Raw genomic sequence first — 18,350 nt, 5'->3', positions numbered from 1 at the left:
CATCCTGCAACGGCGCCCGCCGCCCCGCAGTCCTAAGGTTCCGGTTGTGGCCCTCTTCCGTATCGAACGCCGGACCCCGCTCTCCCCCGACGAGGCATGGCGGCGCCTGACCGCGTGGGAACACCACGCCGCCCAGGTCCCGCTCACCCGCGTCACCGTCCGCCCCCCGGCGCCGACGGGCGTCGGCACGCTCGTCGTGGCGCGCACCGGCCTCGGGCGCCGCGGCTTCGACGACCCGATGGAGGTGGTGGCCTGGGACCCGCCGGAAGGCGGCGGCGCCGGTCACTGCCGGCTGGAGAAGCGCGGCGCGGTCGTGCTGGGGTGGGCGGAGATCGACGTACGCCCGGCTCCCGGCGGGGCCGTGGCCGTCTGGACGGAGGACCTGCGGCTGCGGGGGCTGCCCGGGGCGTTCGACGGGGTGGTCGTGCGTGCGGGGCGTCTGGTCTTCGGGCGGGCGCTGAAAGGACTGCTCGGCCCGCCGCCGGCCCGGTGACCGTACGGGCCCGCCCCCGTTCCGCCTCACTGCGTCGTTTCCGCCGCCGCGCTCCCCGCGGGGCGCTCGGGCGGCGGTGAACGGCCGGTGCGATCGGGTGACTCTTGGCAGCGGCCGACATGCCGGGGCGGCGGGCAGGTTAACCGTGCGGTCATGAACCTTCAGCCCCTTCGCAGCAACCCCGGTGTCAGCCACCGTGCCCGGCGCGTCCGCACGGCCGTCCTCTGCGCCGCAGTCGTCGGCGTGCTCGTCGGCGGGTGCGGAAGCGGTGGTGACGCCGCGACGTCCCACGGCGCGCCCGACCGCCAGGAAGCCCGGCAGACCACGTCGCCCAGCCCTTCGGGTTCCGCCCGGCTCACCGAGGACCAGGCAGCGCGCAAGGCCCTCCTGCCGGCTGCCAAGGTCACCGCCGACAAGGCGGCGGCGACGGCGGTGGGCGAGGTGTCGGGCAGTGCGCTGCTCTCGGTCGAGCTGAAGCGCTCGCCCCGGGGAACCGGCGCGAGCCCGAGCCCGACCGGCAGTCCGAGCCCGAGCCCGGCCGTCGGCAAGCCGGTCTGGGTCGCGGAGGTCTCCGAGAAGGACGGCACCGGGCACACGGTCCGTATCGACGCCGTGTCCGGCGACGTCCTGCGCTCCCGTACGGACGCGGGACAGGACGCCGACGAGAAGGCGGAGCGCGCCGACTGGCTCACCAAGGTCAAGCAGTCCCCGGAGCAGGTGGCCAAGGCCGCCACCGGCCGGAAGAAGGGCACGATCACCTCCATGGAACTGGACGACACCGACAGCGGTGACGTCGTCTGGTCCGTCGAGGTCGTGTCCACCGACGACTGGAGCAAGAGCACGTTCGGCATCGACGCCACGACCGGCGAGGTCCTGAGCGAGGACGTCGACCGCGACTGACGCGGCACGGCGTCCGGGCGCGCCGACTGCGGCGGATCGGGTGCGGCGGTGGCATGGACGACCCACTGCGGCCACCCGGCCGAACCCACGCACGACAGCGGCCCGTACGGCGCCGTGCCCGGCGGGCATCATGTGGACATGACATGCCCGGCCGGCGCGTCGCACAGTTCACCGGCGCGGACGGCGAGCAGCGCTTCAGCGGCCCCCCGGTGGGCGACGAGCGGAGCATGCTCGCCGCCGTGCCGGACGCGCGGCGCGCCACCCTGGAGCTGAAGTGCGCGGGCCCCGGGACGGAGCCGGCCCGGCGGTCCGTGTCACCGTCGTCGCTCTCCCCGCTCGGCCTCGTCCGGCACCTCGCCGACGTGGAACGCCGGTGGTTCCGGGCCGTGCTCGCCGGGCAGGACGCCGAGCTGCGTTTCTCCTCGGCCGACGCCTCCGAGGGCGACTTCGACGGCGCCGGCCCCGTTCCCGGGGCGTCACGGCCTCATGGGCGGCCCGGCGGGACGAGGTCGCGTGCGGCGCGGGCGTTCGTCGCCGGGGCCCCGCACCTCGACGTCGAGGGGCACGACGGCCGGCGGGGGCGGGTCTGCCTGCGCCGGGTCCTCGTCCACATGATCGAGGAGTACGCCCGCCCCAACGGGCACGCCGACCTGATCCGCGAGCGCATCGACGGAGCGGTCGGGGTCTGATCCGGCGACGGGCGCCGCCGGGACCGCTCCCGGATCAGCGGCCCCCGGCTCCGACGCCGCTCACGACTGCGCCCGCGCCCCGCCGTCACCGGAGCCCGCCGCCACCGAACGGGCCCACCGGTAGTCCGCCTTGCCGCTCGGCGACCGCTGGATCTCCGGAGCGATCACCAGCTGCCGGGGAATCTTGTAGCCCGCGAGCCGGCTCCGGCAGTGGTCCTGGATGGCGCCGAGCCCGGGCGCGTCCGCGCCCCCGCGCAACTGCACCACCGCCGCCACCCGGTTGCCCCACTTCTCGTCGGGCACCCCGGCCACCAGCGCGTCGTACACGTCCGGATGGGACTTGAGCGCCTGCTCGACCTCCTCCGGGTACACCTTCTCGCCGCCGGTGTTGATGCACTGCGAGCCCCGGCCGAGCACCGTGACGATGCCCTCCTCGTCCACCGTCGCCATGTCGCCGAGCAGCACCCACCGCTCGCCGTCCGCCTCGAAGAACGTCTCCGCCGTCTTCTTCCGGTCGTTGTAGTACCCGAGCGGGACGTGCCCGCGCTGCGCGACGCGGCCCACGACGCCCGGTGCGACCGGAACGTGCGTCACCGGATCGACCACGGCGGTACGGGAGTTCACCCGCAGCCGGAAGCCCCGGCCCGGGCCCGAGTCGTCCGTCGCCGTGCCGTTGAAGCCGGACTCCGACGACCCGAAGTTGTTCAGCAGCATGACGTTCGGCACCAGGGCCAGGAACTGCTCGCGCACCGTCTGGGAGAGGATCGCCCCCGACGAGGAGACGCTGAACAGCGACGAGCAGTCGGCGCCCTTCAGCGGCCCGTCCAGCGCGTCGATCAGCGGCAGCAGCATCGCGTCGCCGACCAGCGACACGCTGGTGACCTTCTCCCTCTCGATCGTGCGGAGCACCTCGTGCGGCACGAACTTGCGGTGCAGCACCACGCGCTGGCCGAAGAAGAACCCGATGAACGCGGTGAGCGTCGAGGTGCCGTGCATCAGCGGGGGAGTGGGGAAGAACGTGATCCCGTCGCCTCCGGCCGCCACCCGCTCGGCCAGTTCCCCGGGGAACTTCACCGGCTCGCCGGTCGGCGCCCCGCCGCCGAGCCCGGCGAAGAACAGATCCTCCTGCCGCCACATCACCCCCTTCGGCATGCCGGTGGTGCCGCCGGTGTAGATGATGAACTGGTCGTCGCCGGAGCGCGGTCCGAACCCCCGCCGGTCCGACGCCGACGACTCGGCCTCGGCGAACGGCGCCGGCGGCACGGCCGGCTCGGGCGCACCGGCCGGCGGCGTGCCCACCCGTACGAGATGCCGCAGCCCCTCCGCGCGGGGCAGGGCAGCCGCGACCCGCTCGGTGAACTCGGCGTCGAAGACGAGGGCCGTGAGGTCCGCGTCCCGGTAGAGGTGGACCAGCTCCTCCTCGACGTACCGGTAGTTGACGTTGACCGGCACGACACGCGCCTTGAGGCAGCCCAGCACGGTCTGGAGGTACTCGACGCCGTTGTAGAGGTGCAGCCCCAGGTGCTCGCCGGGCCGCACACCGGCGTCGATCAGGTGGTGGGCGACGCGGTTGGCCGCCGCGTCGAGTTCGGCGTACGTGAGCCTCCGCTCCGCGCCGGTGCCCGGGTGGTCGACGTACACGAGCGCCTCACGGTCGGGGACCGCGTCGGCGACCGACTCGAACAGGTCGGCAAGGTTGTACTCCACCGTTCCTCCTGACCCGGGCTGCGTAATGGCTCGACGGTCACACGACGGTCATCAGAGCAAAGCCCGCCTCAAGTGGGAAGAGGCTGTGGCCAAAGAAACTGACTGGCTGTCAGAAAACCCTTGAAGTGGACGCCGCCCTACTGCAACCTGTTCTCGTTCCTCGGACGGGAGGCAGTCAATGGGTGGCACGGAACACCTCACCGCACGGCGCGAAGGCGCCACGCTGGTGCTCACCTTGAACAGGCCGGAGGCGAAGAACGCGCTCTCGCTCCCGATGCTGGTCGGGCTGTACGACGGCTGGCTCGCCGCCGACGAGGACGACGACATCCGCTCCGTCGTGCTCACCGGAGCGGGCGGCGACTTCTGCGCCGGCATGGACCTCAAGGCCCTCGCCGGCGACCGGGGGATGGGAGGCGACCAGTACCGCGACCGCCTGAAGGCCGACCCCGACCTCCACTGGAAGGCCATGCTCCGCCACCACCGCCCCCGCAAACCGGTGATCGCCGCCGTCGAGGGGTACTGCGTCGCCGGCGGTACGGAGATGCTCCAGGGCACCGACATCCGCGTCGCGGGGGAGAGTGCCACCTTCGGCCTCTTCGAGGTCAGGCGCGGCCTCTTCCCGATCGGCGGCTCGACCGTGCGCCTGCCGCGCCAGATCCCGCGCACGCACGCCCTGGAGATGCTGCTGACCGGCCGCCCCTACCCCGCCCGGGAAGCCGAACGCGTCGGGCTCGTCGGCCATGTCGTCCCCGACGGCACCGCCCTGGAGAGGGCCCTCGCCATCGCCGGACAGATCAACGCCTGCGGCCCGCTCGCCGTCGAGGCGGTCAAGGCGTCGGTGTACGAGACGGCGGAGATGACCGAGGCCGACGGCCTCGCCGCCGAACTCCAACGCGGCTGGCCCGTGTTCGACACCGCCGACGCCAAGGAGGGCGCCCGCGCCTTCGCCGAGAAGCGCGACCCCCACTACCGCCGCGCGTGAGCGGACGCCCGCGAAGGAGCCGTACATGCCGGAAGTCCTCAAGGCCCCCCTCGTCGTCGAGTTCCCCTTCACCCGCTCCCTCGGACCCGTCCAGAGCGCCTTCCTCACGGGCCTGCGCGCGCGCACCGTCCTCGGCGTGAAGACCTCCGGGGGCCAGGTCCTCGTGCCGCCCGTCGAGTACGACCCGGTCACCGCGGAAGAACTCCGCGACCTGGTCGAGGTGGCCCCCACCGGCACCGTCACCACCTGGGCCTGGAACCCCGCCCCGCGCCGCGACCAGCCCCTGAGCACGCCCTTCGCCTGGGTCCTGGTCGAGCTCGACGGGGCCGGCACCGCCCTCCTGCACGCCCTGGACGCGCCGGGCCCCGACGCCGTGCGCACGGGCATGCGCGTCCGGATCCGCTGGGCCGCCGAACCCACCGGCGCCATCACGGACATCGCCTGCTTCGAACCGTACGCGGGCGAGCCGGGCGGCCCGGCGGTGCCGCACGACGGCCGCTTCGCGGACCCCGTCACCGGCATCGTCACCCCCGCCCGCCTCGACTACACCTACACCCCCGGCCGCGCCCCCACCGACTACCTCGACGCGCTCGCCGAGCGGCGCACCGTCGGCGAACGCTGCCCCTCCTGCCGCAAGGTGTACGTACCGCCCCGGGGCGCCTGCCCCACCTGCGGCATCGCGACCGCCGAGCGCGTCGAGGTGGGACCGCGCGGCACCGTCACCACCTTCTGCGTCGTCAACATCAAGGCGCGCAACCTCGACATCGAAGTCCCGTACGTCTACGGGCACATCGCACTCGACGGCGCCGACCTGGCCCTGCACGGCCGGATCGGCGGCATCCCGTATGACCAGGTGCGCATGGGGCTGCGCGTCGAACCAGTGTGGACCGACGGCGGCCGGTACCCCGACCACTACCGGCCCACCGGCGAACCGGACGCCGACTACGACGCCTACAAGGAGCTGATCTGACATGCCCGGGCTCCCCGGCGCACGCGACATCGCCGTCGTCGCCTTCGCGCAGACCGCCCACCGGCGGCGCTCCGACGACCTGTCCGAGGTCGAGATGCTCATGCCGGTGCTGCACGAGGTGCTGGCGAGCACCGGCCTCAGGACCGGCGACATCGGTTTCACCTGCTCCGGCTCCAGCGACTACCTCGCGGGCCGCGCCTTCTCCTTCACCATGGCCCTCGACGGGGTCGGCGCCTGGCCGCCGATCTCCGAGTCCCACGTGGAGACGGACGGCGCCTGGGCGCTGTACGAGGCGTGGGTCAAGCTCCTGACCGGCGAGGCCGACACCGCGCTCGTCTACGCGTACGGCAAGACCTCGGCCGGCGAGATCCGCGACGTCACCACCCGCCAGCTCGACCCGTACTACGTCGCCCCCCTCTGGCCCGACTCCGTGTCCCTCGCCGCCCTCCAGGCCCAGGCGCTGATCGACGCCGGCGACACCGACGAAACCGCCCTGGCGGCGATCGCGGCCCGCAGCCGCACCGCGGCCGGGGCCAACCCGCACACCCAGCTCAGCGGGCCCGTCCCCACCGGCGACTACCTCGTACGACCGCTGCGCAAGGGCGACTGCCCGCCCGTCACGGACGGCGCGGCGGCGGTGGTCCTCGCCGCCGGGGACACCGCGCGCCGGCTGTGCGAGCGGCCCGCCTGGATCCGCGGCATGGACCACCGCATCGAGGCGCACAGCCTCGGCGTACGCGACCTCACCGACTCCCCGTCGGCCCGGCGGGCCGCCGAACGGGCCGGGGCCTTCGACGCGCCCGTCGACACCGCCGAACTGCACGCCCCGTTCACCTCCCAGGAGGTCGTCCTGCGCAAGGCCCTGCGGCTGGGCGGCGACGTGGACGTCAACCCGTCGGGCGGGGCGCTCGCCGCCAACCCCGTCATGGCGACCGGCCTCATCAGGATCGGCGAGGCGGCGGCCCGCATCCACCGCGGCGCGTCCGACCGCGCGCTCGCACACGCCACCTCGGGGCCCTGCCTCCAGCAGAACCTCGTCGCCGTCCTGGAAGGGGAGTCATGAGCGGGACAGCCACGGGCAAGGAACCGGTGGCGGTCGTCGGCATCGGCCAGACCAAGCACGTCGCCGCCCGCCACGACGTCTCCATCGCCGGTCTCGTACGCGAAGCGGCCCGGCGCGCCCTGGACGACGCCGGGCTCGACTGGGCGGACGTCGACGCCGTCGTCATCGGCAAGGCCCCAGACTTCTTCGAGGGCGTCATGATGCCGGAGCTCTACCTCGCCGACGCCCTGGGCGCCGTCGGCAAGCCCATGCTGCGCGTCCACACCGCCGGCTCCGTCGGCGGCTCCACCGCCCTCGTCGCCGCCAACCTGATCGCCGCCCGCGTCCACGGCACGGTCCTCACCCTCGCCTTCGAGAAGCAGTCCGAGTCCAACGCCATGTGGGGCCTGTCCCTGCCCGTCCCCTTCCAGCAGCCCCTGCTCGCCGGGGCCGGCGGGTTCTTCGCACCGCACATCCGGGCGTACATGCGCCGCAGCGGCGCACCCGGCACCGTGGGCTCCCTCGTCGCGTACAAGGACCGCCGCAACGCGCTGAAGAACCCGTACGCCCACCTGCACGAGCACGACATCACCCTGGAGAAGGTCCAGGCGTCCCCGATGCTCTGGGACCCCGTCCGCTACTCCGAGACCTGTCCGTCCTCCGACGGGGCCTGCGCCATGATCCTCACCGGCCGCGCCGGGGCGGCCCGCGCGCCGCACCCCCCGGCCTGGGTGCACGGCGGCGCGATGCGCAGCGAGCCGACCCTCTTCGCCGGCAAGGACTTCGTCTCCCCGCAGGCGGGCAAGGACTGCGCCGCCGACGTCTACCGCCAGGCGGGCATCACCGACCCGCGCCGGGAGATCGACGCCGCCGAGATCTACGTGCCGTTCTCCTGGTACGAGCCCATGTGGCTGGAGAACCTGGGCTTCGCCGCCGAGGGGGAGGGCTGGAAGCTCACCGAGTCCGGGGCCACCGAACTCGACGGCGACCTGCCGGTCAACCCGTCCGGCGGGGTCCTGTCCACCAACCCCATCGGCGCCTCCGGCATGATCCGATTCGCCGAGGCGGCCCTCCAGGTGAGCGGCCGGGCGGGGGAGCACCAGGTCGACGGCGCCCGCCGGGCGCTCGGGCACGCCTACGGCGGCGGCGCCCAGTTCTTCTCCATGTGGCTGGTCGGCGCCGAACCGCCCCCCGGCTGAGCGGCCGGGGGCGGCCGCGCTCCACGGCGCCCCCACGCGGCCTGTCCGTCGCCGGGCACGATGGCTAGGCTGACCGGCGGACGACGAACCGGGAGGAGCAGGGACGTGGCCGAGACCATCACCGCGCAGCGGCTTGCGGGCCGGGACAAGCCGGAACTGGACCTGAGCAAGGCGGACTGGCAGTCGGGCAGTCAGGGGGCGGGCGACGTCCAGATCGCGTTCGTCGAGGGATTCGTCGCGATGCGCAACGCCGCCGCCCCCGGCACCCCGCTGATCTTCGACCCGGCCGAGTGGCGCGCCTTCGTCGTGAACGCCCGCAACGGCGCCTTCGACCTGACCTGAGGTCCCCGCCCGCGGCAGGTAGCGCCGGCTCCGGACGACGCCGTACGGGCGGAATCGGCCCGTACGGCGCTCCGGGACCGAGCCCTCCGGCGCCCCGGCGCCCCCGGCCGCCCCTGACGCCGGAAGGCCCCCCGGGCCACGTACCATGGCGGCATGTCCTTCCTCCGCCGCCGCCCCTCCGCCACTCCCGCGGGCCCGGAATTCGATGTCCTGGCCATGGACCCGGGCGACTGGCCGGGCAACCTCGGAGCGGGCCTCCTGCCCGCACCCGACGGCAGCTGCCAGGGCGTCTTCCTGCGCTACGACCTGTTCGGCGGCCGCGGCCCCGCGATGATCATCGGGAACCTGCCGGAGGGCTCGCCCGCCCGGGAGCTCGAAGAGGGCCAGGTGCCCTTCGAGGTGGCGCAGCTCCTCCTGGCGCTGGAGAACGACGAGCCCGTCACGGTGACCGGTACGGAGGACCTGCCGGTCATGCAGGGCGACAACCTGCTGATCGTCCGCCGTATCAAACTCTCCGAAACCCGCATCTCCTGCGTACAGTTCGACCGTAGCGACAATGTGCTCGTCACGATCGCCAGCTGGGACCGGCCGATCACCGACGACCTGTACGCGCTGCTGAAGCCCCTGCCCGCGGAGTTGTTCCAGCAGGGCTGAGTCCCTGTGAGGCGAGGAGTGGTTGTGGGAGACACGGCGGTCGGCGAACCGGACACGTTGTACCGGAAGCCGGACAGGAGGAAGCAGCGCCCCTTCTGGACGGAGCTGCCGCTCCTCGTGGTGATCGCCCTGCTGCTGGCGCTGGTGATAAAGACCTTCCTGCTCCAGGCGTTCTCGATCCCCTCGGACTCCATGCAGAACACCCTCCAGAAGGGTGACCGCGTCCTCGTCGACAAGCTGACCCCGTGGTTCGGCTCCGAGCCCGAGCGCGGCGAGGTCGTCGTCTTCCACGACCCGGACAACTGGCTGAAGAACGAACCGACGCCGAGCGTCAACGGCTTCCAGAAGGCGCTCGGCTTCATCGGCCTGATGCCTTCCGCCGAGGAGAAGGACCTGATCAAGCGGGTCGTCGGGGTGGGCGGCGACACGGTGGAGTGCGCGGGCGAGGGCCCGCTGAAGGTCAACGGCAAGGCGATGGACGAGCCGTACGTCTTCGCCGGCAACACCGCGTGCAGCACCGACGACGGCGGGCAGTTCAAGGTCACGGTCCCCAGCGGCCACCTCTGGGTGATGGGCGACCACCGCCAGGCGTCCGGCGACTCGCGCTACCACCAGCACGAGCCCCGTCGCGGGATGGTGCCGGTGGACGACGTCGTCGGGCGCGCGGTCGTCGTCGCCTGGCCGGTCGGCCGGCTGGACAACCTGCCGGTGCCCGACACCTTCGGGCAGCCGGACCTCGCAGCGCGGCGCTGACCGCTCCGCCGCCCCCGCCCGGTGGTGAACCGGCCGCGGCGAGCGGCCTCTTCACCACCGGGGACGTGACGCCTACACGGGCGCCGCGGCCGGCCGGCCCAGCAGGGTGAGGATCTGGGCGGCCGAAGTGCCCATGCCCGTGGGGCCGGACAGGTGCCACGGGGCGCCGCCCGTCCCCGACCGCAAATCCTCGTCGTGGTAACGGACGCACTCCCGGTGCCAGTTGAGGATGCCCGCCATCCAGTCCTGGAGCTCGCGCACATAGCCGTCCAGGATGCCCCGGGCCTCCGCGTCGAGCGCGAAGTCGTCGTACAGCACGGGCAGTTCCACCTTGATGACGTGCTGGAACTGCCGCATCCGGCCCTTCATCAGCTCGTGCACCATGTCGACGCCCGTCGGGTAGTCCACGCCGAAGAAGTTCTGCACGACGAGGACGGCGTTGTGCACCTCGCCCTCGTACTCGATCTCCTTCTGGTACGAGAACAGGTCATTGAGCAGCGTGGCGTAGTCGACGGCGGAGTTCTCCAGCGACCGGACGGGGCCGCTGCGGTAGACCTCGTCGGGCACCCGGTCCCCGTGCGACAGCCGGCACAGCCGCATCGTCATGTCCGCGCCGAAGGTGAACCTGCGCATCTCGATGTAGTCCACCGGGTCGGGCACGCGGTGCAGCGCCTGGTTGGCCAGTTCCCACTCCCAGCTGGCGATCATGTCGTCGACCGCCTTGCGGAACGTGCGCCGGGAGGCGTCGTCCATCGGCCCCGCCGTCCGCCGCCACAGGTCGCCGAGCCCCCGTTCCATCGCGTCGGCCGGCTCCGGCACGGGCTCCCCGTCCAGCGGCATGAAGAGCCGCAGCCGCTCGTTGGCGGCGTGGGCCCCCGCGAGGTCGCGGGTGCGCCCGTAGATCACCGGGTACAGGTCGTCGCCGTACGTCCCCCAGGTGAGCCAGTTCGACGAAAGGTCGAGTTCCTCAGGCGTCGCGTCCGGTTGCAGGCCCGCCGAGCACAGCGGCAGGTCGATGTTGCGCACCCGCCGCTCGTCCCACACGTGCGAAGCGGGCCGCCCCGGCTGCGGCTCCAGCATCCCCATGCGCCGCGCCCACGCGATGTTGCGCTCCCGCGCCCCCGCCAGGTGCGGACTGAGCTGGAGCCGGTACGGGAAGTCCAGTTCGGGCACGATCGAGGGGCCGACGTGCTGATAGGGCACATGGCTGTGCTTGCGCAGCCGCGCGGTCTCGGCGCGCGGGGTGAAGCGGAGGGTGGCCGCCGCCATGCCCCAGCCCGTTCCGGCGGGCCCGGCCGCCTTCCCGCCGCCGTTCATGTACCGGCTGGAGCGCATGTGCCACTCGTGGCCGCCCGACTGCCAGTCCTGAAGGCCCTTGGCATAGGCCAGCACGGCGGCGGTCTCCTCGGGGCCCAGCCCCGCGTCGGCGCAGAGCGGAGCGATCTCGGTCAGCACGGTGTTCTCGAACTGCTGGAGCCGTGAGGTCAGCAGGTCGTTGACGGCTTCGGCGGCCTCCTGTGTCGTGCAGCCGAGGAAGTGTTCGAGGACCAGTACGCCGTTGCTGTTCTCCTGCTCGTCCTCCACCTCGCGCTGGTACGAGAAGAGGTCGTTGCGCAGGTGCACCGCGTCGGAGAACGTGTCGCGCAGTACGCCGAGCGCCCGGGAGTGCGCCACCGGGGCGGGGACTTCGGCGTTCGCCGCGAACTCGACGAGCCCGGCCGACCAGGGGGCGCCGCCCACCTTGCGGCGCATCTCGATGTACTCGACGGGGTTGGCGATTCGGCCCTCGTCCATGTTGGACAGTTCCCACAGCGACTCGTTGAGCAGGTTCCTGGTCGACTCGGCGAATCGTTCCCGCCACGCCTCCGTCATGCTCGGCACGGTCCGCGCCCACAGGTCCGCGAGCCCTGCCTCGACCGGATTCTCCGGCTCCGGCATCCCGTCGGCCAGGTCCATCGGCATGAACGCCGGCAGCCGGTCGAGGTAGTGCTTGCCGCCCTCCCGGTCCAGCGACCTCTTGAAGGTCTCCAGGAAGTGGTCGTCGAAGAAGAAGACCCACACGTACCAGTCGGTGACGAGCGCCAGCACGTCGGACGAGCAGTCGGGATGCGTGTACGCGCAGAGCAGTGCGTAGTCATGGGCTTCCAGGTCGCGCTCCTCCCAGATGCCGGAGCCTTCCAGCATCTCCATCCGGCGTGCCCACTCCCGCGTGTGACGACGGGCGTCGTCGACGTGGGGGTTGAGCCGCGCCGGATACGGAACGTAGAAGTCCGGCAGTGTGAAGGGCTGCTGTGCCATGTACGAAGGGCCTTTCCTGGACGTCCGCGCGTCCACCGTCGCGCGGACCGGTCAATTCCGCCCAGCCCTACCCGTAGCCCGGACGGCCCAAGCCCCGGCCCGATTAGTCATACAAGAGGGCGCCGTCATCGCCCGTGGCCGACGGCGCCCCTCCGTCCGTACCTTCCCGCTACGACGTGAGTACGCGCACGTCAGCGGCCTTCACATAGGCCACCCGGTGCCCGAACTGGATCTGGTAGTACGCCTCCTCGCCCCGGATCACCCGGTGCCCGGCCGTGTCGAACGCCGGAGCGAAGTAGTACTCGCCCGGGGCACGGTCCCCGATCACGTAACGCTGGCCGGCGAGCAGCTTGTACGGCAGCGGCGAGATGGCCTGCACCGGCACGGACGTCCCCGCGTACGCGGCCGCCTCCGGATAGGCCCGCCCGTACACCGGCACCTCGCCGGCGCCGTCCTTCGGCGTCAGCAGCAGGCCGCGCGAGGCGACCGCCGTTGGCCGGGTCCGCGGGTTGTGGAACCAGGCCCGCTGCCCCAGGTACCAGATCGCGGTCCAGTCGCCGCTGCGCCCGGCGACGGCGAACCGCTGCCCGGTCGATGCGCGGGCGCCCGTGTCGTTGACTCCGTTCGTCGAGTCCTCGCCGCCGGGGCGCAGCCCGACGTCCTTCACCAGCGGGGCGTCGTCGGCGGGCGCGGTGTGCAGCCGGACGGCGCCGGACCCGTGCGGGGCGCACGGTTCGCCGGCCCGCACGCAGCCCGTGTAGAGCGGCCGGTGGCTCCCGTACTCGGGCCGGACGGTCACCACACCGCTCTTCGGGCCCGCCGTCGGGGTGAAGGGCCTGCCGAGGAGTTCGAAGTAGTGCGCCCAGTCCCAGTACGGGCCCGGGTCGGTGTGCATCCCCCGGATGTTCGCGGTCACCGTGCCGGGGACGTTGTCGTGGCCCAGGACGTGCTGCCGGTCCAGCGGGATCCCGTACCGCTTCGCCAGGTACTTCACCAGCCGCGCCGAGGTGCGGTACATCGCCTCCGTGTACCAGGCGTCCGGCGAGGCGAGGAAACCCTCGTGCTCCAGGCCCACGGACTTGGAGTTGACGTACCAGTTGCCCGCGTGCCAGGCCACGTCCCTGAGCGGCACGTGCTGGGCGATGTGCCCGTCCGAGGAGCGCAGCGAGTACTGCCAGGACACGTACCGGGGGTTCTGCACCAGTTGCAGTGTGGTGTCCCAGGTCGCCTCGGTGTCGTGCACGACGATGTAGTCGATGCCCTGGCTCCGGGGCCGGTCGCCCTTGTCGTGGTTGCCGTAGTCGCCGTCCCCGAACTCCTCGTAGGGGGCGGGGATCCACTCGCACGCCACGGTCCTCGGGCACTCGGCGGGCCCGGCCCAGGCCGTCCGCAGGCCGAGTCCGGCCGCCTGCGCCCGGTCGGGCTCGATCCCGGGAACGCCCGGCAGGGCCACCCGCTGACCGCTGTCGGTCGTACGCCGCTGCCCCGTGCGGATCACGTCGTACACGTCGTTCGCGTACGTCGTCGCGGTCGCCGTGTCGTCGGCTCCGGAGAACCGGGCGACGGCCCCGTACCAGTCGGCCGGGTCGGCGCTCGGCGGATGCCCGAGCCGCTTCTGCGCGGCGGCGAGCAGCGCGGCCCCGCCCCGGACGTTCGCGGCCGGGCTCCGCCGCAGGTCCGCGTCCGGCAGGCCGGTCAGAGCGGCGGCCCGCTCCAACGTCCGCAGGCGCGGCGGAAGTTCCGACGCCTTCGGCAACGCCGCGTCGCCACCGGTCCGCGCGGGGCGCGCGTCGTCACCGCGCGGGTCCTCGCCGGAGTCCGTGTGGTGCGGGGCCTGCTCCAGAGCGGTCCGCGCGTCGGTGAGGTGCATCGGGCCGTAGCCGCCGGTCACACTCGGAGCGCCACCGTGGCCGTCCCAGCGGGACTGGAGGTACGAAACGCCGAGCAGCACGCTCACCGGCACCCGGTACTCCGACGCGGCCGCCTCGAACGCGCGTTGCAGCGCGCCGGACGGGGGCTGTTCGGCCGTGGCGGAAGGACCGGCCGAAAGGAGCGGCAGCACCAGGGCGGCACAGGCCACGAAGCCCCCCGCCCGCCGGGCACGTCCGCGCGCGGCCGCGGAACGAGACGTGACGGATCCTTGCAATGCGGCCTCCAGGGACGGGTGGTGCGCGAAGGACCTGCGGGCGGGAACCCGACTACAGGGGTATCGGCTCCCGGACGATCCGTCAATGAGGCTCCACAGCCGGGACTTCCCACGTCAGCGCCGGTGCGGCCGGCTTTCACCGTGGTGGCGCGCGGGCCTGCGGCGCGTCAGTGGTGTGAACCACCGCCGGACCCGGGAAGACGCCGGCTCAGGTCGCGTCACGCCCCGCGCGCACCGACTTCAGCGCCAGCAGCAGGACGCCGATGTCGTCGAGGAACACCGGGTCGGGCATCAGGTCCGCCGGCAGGACGAGATAGCCGACTGCGGCCCAGAACACCCAGGGACGCCCCTCCGGCAACCCGGCCTCCCGCAGGCTCCTGCGGGCGCGCACCAGCCGTACGAGCACGAACACCGCCACGGCGAGTGTCGCCACCACCAGCACCACGGCGACGGCGACCAGGATCCAGGCTTCGGTGCTCATGCGCCCTCCAGGCGGCTCGGGTTCCGCGCACTGTCCTCCCTCGTCTGCCCGTGCCGGGACGGGTTCAGGCACCGGACGACGGCACGTCGCGCGTACGGGTCCACGTCAGGAGGTCCTCCAGGGACCAGGTGTTCACCACCCGCTCCGGAGGCACGCCGCACTCCTCGGCCCGGGCGCACCCGTAGATCTGCCAGTCGAGCTGGCCCGGCGCGTGCGCGTCGGTGTCCACGGAGAACAGTACGCCCGCGTCCACGGCGCGGCGCAGCAGCCGCCGGGGCGGATCCAGACGCTCGGGCCGGCTGTTGATCTCCACCGCAGTGCCCGAAGCGGCGCAGGCTGCGAACACCTCGTCGGCGTCGAACTGCGACTCGGGCCGCCCGCGCCCGGTGATCAGCCGGCCGGTGCAGTGCCCGAGGACGTCCGCGTGCGGGTTGGACACGGCGGCGACCATGCGGCGGGTCATCGACGCCGCGTCCATCCGCAGCTTGGAGTGCACGGACACCACGACCACGTCGACCCGCTCCAGCAGCTCGGGCTCCTGGTCGAGCGAGCCGTCGAGGAGGATGTCGCACTCGATGCCGGTGAGGAGCCGGAACGGCGCCCAGCTCTCGTTGAGCGCGGCCACCACGTCCAGCTGCTCGCGCAGCCGCTCGGGCGACAGCCCGTTGGCGACCGTGAGCCGCGGGGAGTGGTCCGTGAGGACCGCCCACTCGTGGCCCAGCGCCGCCGCCGTACGGCCCATCTCCTCGATGGGGCTGCCGCCGTCCGACCAGTCCGAGTGCAGATGGCAGTCCCCCCGCAGCAGCGCGCGCAGCCGCTCCCCGCCCTCCGTCCGGGGCCCCGCGCCCTCCTCCTCCAGCCGCTGCAGATACGCGGGCGTCCCGCCGGCCAGCGCCTCGCGGACCACCTGCGCGGTCTTCGGCCCGACGCCCTTGAGCGTCTCCAGGGAACCCGCCGCCGCGCGGCTCGCCGTCTCACCCTCGGGGAGCGCGGCGACGGCCGCGGCGGCGGTGCGGAACGCCCGTACACGGTAGGTGGGGGCCTGCGCCCGTTCCAGCAGGAACGCGATCCGTTCCAGAGCCTCGACGGGATCCATCGCCACCCTCTCGTCCGCACCCGGGCCAGCAGAGGTGTCCAGCTTCACCCGGAGCCGCGCGGCGCGCACGTCCGCGCACGCCACGCGCCGGGGGACGAACCTACGGCTGCCCCGGGGCCGGCACCCGTTCCGCCACCGGCACCGGCCCCGGCGGCGTACCGTCCCCGAACGGACGGCCGCCGAGCTCCGCGCGGTCGTGCGGGGCCAGCCACCCCGACAGGTCCGGCCCCAGCGGCACGATGCCGGTCGGGTTGATGCCGGAGTGCACCCGGTAGTAGTGGCGCTTGATGTGGTCGAAGTCGACGGTGTCCCCGAAGCCCGGTGTCTGGAACAGGTCGCGTGCGTACGCCCAGAGCACCGGGTTCTCGGTGAGCTTCAACCGGTTGCACTTGAAGTGTCCGTGGTAGACCGCGTCGAACCGCACCAGCGTGGTGAAGAGGCGGAGGTCCGCCTCCGTGATGGTGTCCCCGACGAGGTAGCGGCGGTCCGCGAGCCGCTCCGCCACCAGGCCGAGCCGCCGGAAGACGTCCCGGCAGGCGTCCTCGTACTCGCTCTGGTTCGTCGCGAAGCCCGCACGGTAGACCCCGTTGTTGACGTCCCGGTAGATGCCGTCCATGACCTCGTCGAGCTCCGCGCGCAGCTTCTCCGGGTAGAGGTCCGGGGCGCCCGGCCGGTGCAGCGCCGCCCACTCGGTGGCGAAGTCCAGCGTGATCCGCTGGTAGTCGTTGGTGACCAGCCTGCCGCTCTCCACGTCCACGAGGGCGGGCACGCTGATCCCCCCGTCGTACCCCGTCTCCCGCGCGTCGTACGCCTCGCCGAGGTACCGGATGCCCAGCACGGGGTCGCGGTCCCCCGGATCCAGGGTGAACCGCCAGCTCCGGTCGTCCTGGATCGGGTCGGCCACCGCCAGCGACACGGCGTCCTCCAGACCGAGCAGCCGCCGCGAGATCACCGCGCGGCTCGCCCAGGGGCACGCGCGGCTCACCACCAGCCGGTAGCGGCCGGCCTCGACGGGCCAGCCGTCCCCGCCGCCGGCCGTGACGCGGTCCGTGAAGTGGCTCTTCGACCGCACGAACGGGTTCTTCCCGTACGCGGCGTTGCCGTCGTTCATCGTGGCCTTCCTTCCGGGTCGGTACGGAGAGCCTTCCCCGCCGGCGCCCCCGGCCCCGCGCTCCGGCACACGGACTCGCCGACACCGCCATTGTGCCGCCGCCGCCCGGGTACGCGGCGGGTCCGCACGGCACGAAGCACTGGCCCACCCGGTGACGACCCGGGCGGGCCAGTGCTTTCCCCTCTCCGTCAGCGGGTGCCGACGGCCGCCCGCACGGCCCGCCGGGCCATCGCGCAGTCGTCGTGCAGCCGCCGCAGCAGCAACCGCTGCTCCTCACCGGTCGACACCCCGCCCGCCGGTGTCTGCCCCGCCCCGCCCACCGGCGCGGCCTCGCGCATGGTGCGCTGGACAGCGGTCTCGTACGTACGGATCTCCCGTGTCAGCACGAGCATCAGGTTCACCAGGAACGCGTCCCGCGACGCCGTGCCCGGTGCCTGCGCCAACTGGCTGATCTGCCGCCGGGCCGCCGGAGCGTCGCCCAGCACCGCCCACAGCGTCGCGAGGTCGTACCCCGGCAGGTACCAGCCGGCGTGCTCCCAGTCGACCAGGACGGGACCGGCCGGTGACATCAAGATGTTGGAGAGCAGGGCGTCGCCGTGACAGAACTGCCCCAGGCTCTGCCGCCCTCCGCCCGCGTGCGCCACCCCGTGCAGGAGCTTCTGGAGGTCACCCAGATCCCGGTCGGTGAGCAGACCCAGCGCGTGGTAGCGCGAGATCCGCGAGGCGTAGTCGAGCGGCGCCTCGAAGATGCCGGGCGGCGGGCGCCACGCGTTGACCCGCGTGATCGCGCCGAGCACGGCCCGCAGATCGGCGCGGGGCGGCGCCTCGGCGGGATGCCGGGTGAGCGCGGCGACCCGGCCGGGCATCCGCTCGATCACCAGCGTGCAGTTGTCGGGATCCGCGGCGATCAGCCGGGGCACCCGCACAGGCGGGCGGTGCCGGACGAACGCGCGGTAAGCAGCTATTTCGTGCCGGAACCTCTCCGCCCAGGCGGGGGAGTGATCCAGTAAACACTTGGCGACCGCGGTGGCGCGGCCCGTGGTGCCGACGAGCAGGACGGAACGTCCGCTGCGGCGCAGGACCTGCACCGGATTGAACTCCGGGCAGATCCGGTGCACCGAGGCGATGGCCTTCCTCAGCTGCGCGCCCTGGGGACCGGACAAGTCGAGTCTCCCGCTGAGCGGTGGGGAACCCAGCCCTGCCGCCGCGCGCCGGGCCCGTCCCGCGCCGAGTGACGCTCCGCCGGCGTGGTGGGGATCGAGGTACGGTCCGCTGCCCGTCGCCACTGGACGGTACGGCCGAGGCGGGGCGGACACGGAGGACGATGCTGTGTACATGGGACAGATCCCTTCGCGCGCCGACGAGTTACGTGCGCCGCCCGCCCCGGCAACCGGTCAGCACCCTGGGGAATGCCGGCCGGTTGCCGGAACGGGGTGGCGCTTTCTTACCTGACACCCGCCCGCGGGTGGCACACCATCTGGCGAACC

At 72.9% G+C, this 18,350-nt stretch carries 17 protein-coding genes; 10 read left to right on the top strand and 7 right to left on the bottom strand.

Features of this window, described 5'->3' with window-relative positions:
• Positions 1-46: 46 nt before the first annotated feature.
• The 3 genes from ACWGH0_RS17405 (at position 47) to ACWGH0_RS17395 (ending at position 2,082) form a co-directional block, all read left to right on the top strand.
• On the top strand, positions 47-493 hold the full coding sequence (locus ACWGH0_RS17405) for an SRPBCC family protein (RefSeq protein ID WP_453405010.1): 447 nt from the start codon (positions 47-49) through the stop codon (positions 491-493).
• A 153-nt stretch (positions 494-646) separates the two neighbouring features.
• The gene (locus ACWGH0_RS17400; protein WP_453405009.1) at positions 647-1,393 is read left to right on the top strand and encodes a PepSY domain-containing protein; all 747 of its coding nucleotides are present in this window, start codon (positions 647-649) and stop codon (positions 1,391-1,393) included.
• A 143-nt stretch (positions 1,394-1,536) separates the two neighbouring features.
• Positions 1,537-2,082, top strand: coding sequence for a mycothiol transferase (locus ACWGH0_RS17395; RefSeq protein WP_453405008.1), 546 nt, complete (start codon positions 1,537-1,539; stop codon positions 2,080-2,082).
• A gap of 60 nt (positions 2,083-2,142) precedes the next feature.
• On the opposite strand, the gene ACWGH0_RS17390 is transcribed toward ACWGH0_RS17395, so the two are convergent.
• Positions 2,143-3,789 (bottom strand): acyl-CoA synthetase, encoded by a 1,647-nt coding sequence (locus tag ACWGH0_RS17390; RefSeq protein WP_453405007.1) that lies wholly within the window; start codon positions 3,787-3,789, stop codon positions 2,143-2,145.
• 178 nt (positions 3,790-3,967) lie between these two features.
• On the opposite strand from ACWGH0_RS17390, the gene ACWGH0_RS17385 reads away from it, so the two are divergent.
• From ACWGH0_RS17385 to lepB, 7 genes are all read left to right on the top strand, one after another.
• The gene (locus tag ACWGH0_RS17385) at positions 3,968-4,771 is read left to right on the top strand and encodes a crotonase/enoyl-CoA hydratase family protein (protein WP_453405006.1); all 804 of its coding nucleotides are present in this window, start codon (positions 3,968-3,970) and stop codon (positions 4,769-4,771) included.
• A gap of 25 nt (positions 4,772-4,796) precedes the next feature.
• A complete protein-coding gene (locus ACWGH0_RS17380; protein WP_453405005.1) occupies positions 4,797-5,741 on the top strand; it encodes a Zn-ribbon domain-containing OB-fold protein in 945 nt (314 codons plus the stop codon).
• Position 5,742: 1 nt separating this feature from the next.
• On the top strand, positions 5,743-6,804 hold the full coding sequence (locus ACWGH0_RS17375; protein ID WP_453405004.1) for a thiolase domain-containing protein: 1,062 nt from the start codon (positions 5,743-5,745) through the stop codon (positions 6,802-6,804).
• Positions 6,801-7,982, top strand: coding sequence for a thiolase domain-containing protein (locus ACWGH0_RS17370; protein ID WP_453405003.1), 1,182 nt, complete (start codon positions 6,801-6,803; stop codon positions 7,980-7,982). Before ACWGH0_RS17375 ends, ACWGH0_RS17370 begins: the two co-directional genes overlap by 4 nt.
• A gap of 105 nt (positions 7,983-8,087) precedes the next feature.
• A complete protein-coding gene (locus ACWGH0_RS17365) occupies positions 8,088-8,324 on the top strand; it encodes a DUF397 domain-containing protein (protein ID WP_453405002.1) in 237 nt (78 codons plus the stop codon).
• A gap of 153 nt (positions 8,325-8,477) precedes the next feature.
• Complete coding sequence (locus tag ACWGH0_RS17360; protein ID WP_453405001.1) at positions 8,478-8,978, top strand: hypothetical protein; 501 nt, start codon at positions 8,478-8,480, stop codon at positions 8,976-8,978.
• 24 nt (positions 8,979-9,002) lie between these two features.
• The gene (lepB, locus tag ACWGH0_RS17355) at positions 9,003-9,731 is read left to right on the top strand and encodes a signal peptidase I (protein WP_453405000.1); all 729 of its coding nucleotides are present in this window, start codon (positions 9,003-9,005) and stop codon (positions 9,729-9,731) included.
• Positions 9,732-9,803: 72 nt separating this feature from the next.
• Here lepB and ACWGH0_RS17350 read toward each other — a convergent pair whose 3' ends face one another.
• The 6 genes from ACWGH0_RS17350 to ACWGH0_RS17325 form a co-directional block, all read right to left on the bottom strand.
• Positions 9,804-12,029 (bottom strand): terpene synthase family protein, encoded by a 2,226-nt coding sequence (locus ACWGH0_RS17350; protein ID WP_453404999.1) that lies wholly within the window; start codon positions 12,027-12,029, stop codon positions 9,804-9,806.
• 169 nt (positions 12,030-12,198) lie between these two features.
• Positions 12,199-14,175, bottom strand: a complete 1,977-nt coding sequence (locus tag ACWGH0_RS17345; RefSeq protein ID WP_453404998.1) for an N-acetylmuramoyl-L-alanine amidase — start codon at positions 14,173-14,175, stop codon at positions 12,199-12,201.
• 208 nt (positions 14,176-14,383) lie between these two features.
• The gene (locus ACWGH0_RS17340; protein ID WP_453404997.1) at positions 14,384-14,656 is read right to left on the bottom strand and encodes a hypothetical protein; all 273 of its coding nucleotides are present in this window, start codon (positions 14,654-14,656) and stop codon (positions 14,384-14,386) included.
• Between the two features lie 64 nt (positions 14,657-14,720).
• A complete protein-coding gene (locus ACWGH0_RS17335) occupies positions 14,721-15,752 on the bottom strand; it encodes a PHP domain-containing protein (protein WP_453405039.1) in 1,032 nt (343 codons plus the stop codon).
• Between the two features lie 100 nt (positions 15,753-15,852).
• Positions 15,853-16,863, bottom strand: a complete 1,011-nt coding sequence (locus tag ACWGH0_RS17330) for a glutathione S-transferase family protein (protein WP_453404996.1) — start codon at positions 16,861-16,863, stop codon at positions 15,853-15,855.
• A gap of 188 nt (positions 16,864-17,051) precedes the next feature.
• Positions 17,052-18,200 carry an aminoglycoside phosphotransferase family protein gene (locus ACWGH0_RS17325; RefSeq protein WP_453404995.1) on the bottom strand — a complete coding sequence of 383 codons (1,149 nt, stop codon included), beginning with the start codon at positions 18,198-18,200 and terminating at the stop codon, positions 17,052-17,054.
• Positions 18,201-18,350 lie beyond the last annotated feature (150 nt).

The sequence above is a fragment of the Streptomyces sp. NPDC054887 genome, from assembly GCF_053610585.1.
The sequence above is the reverse complement of the archived record's forward strand: the minus strand, read 5'-3'. Positions and strand labels throughout refer to the sequence as shown.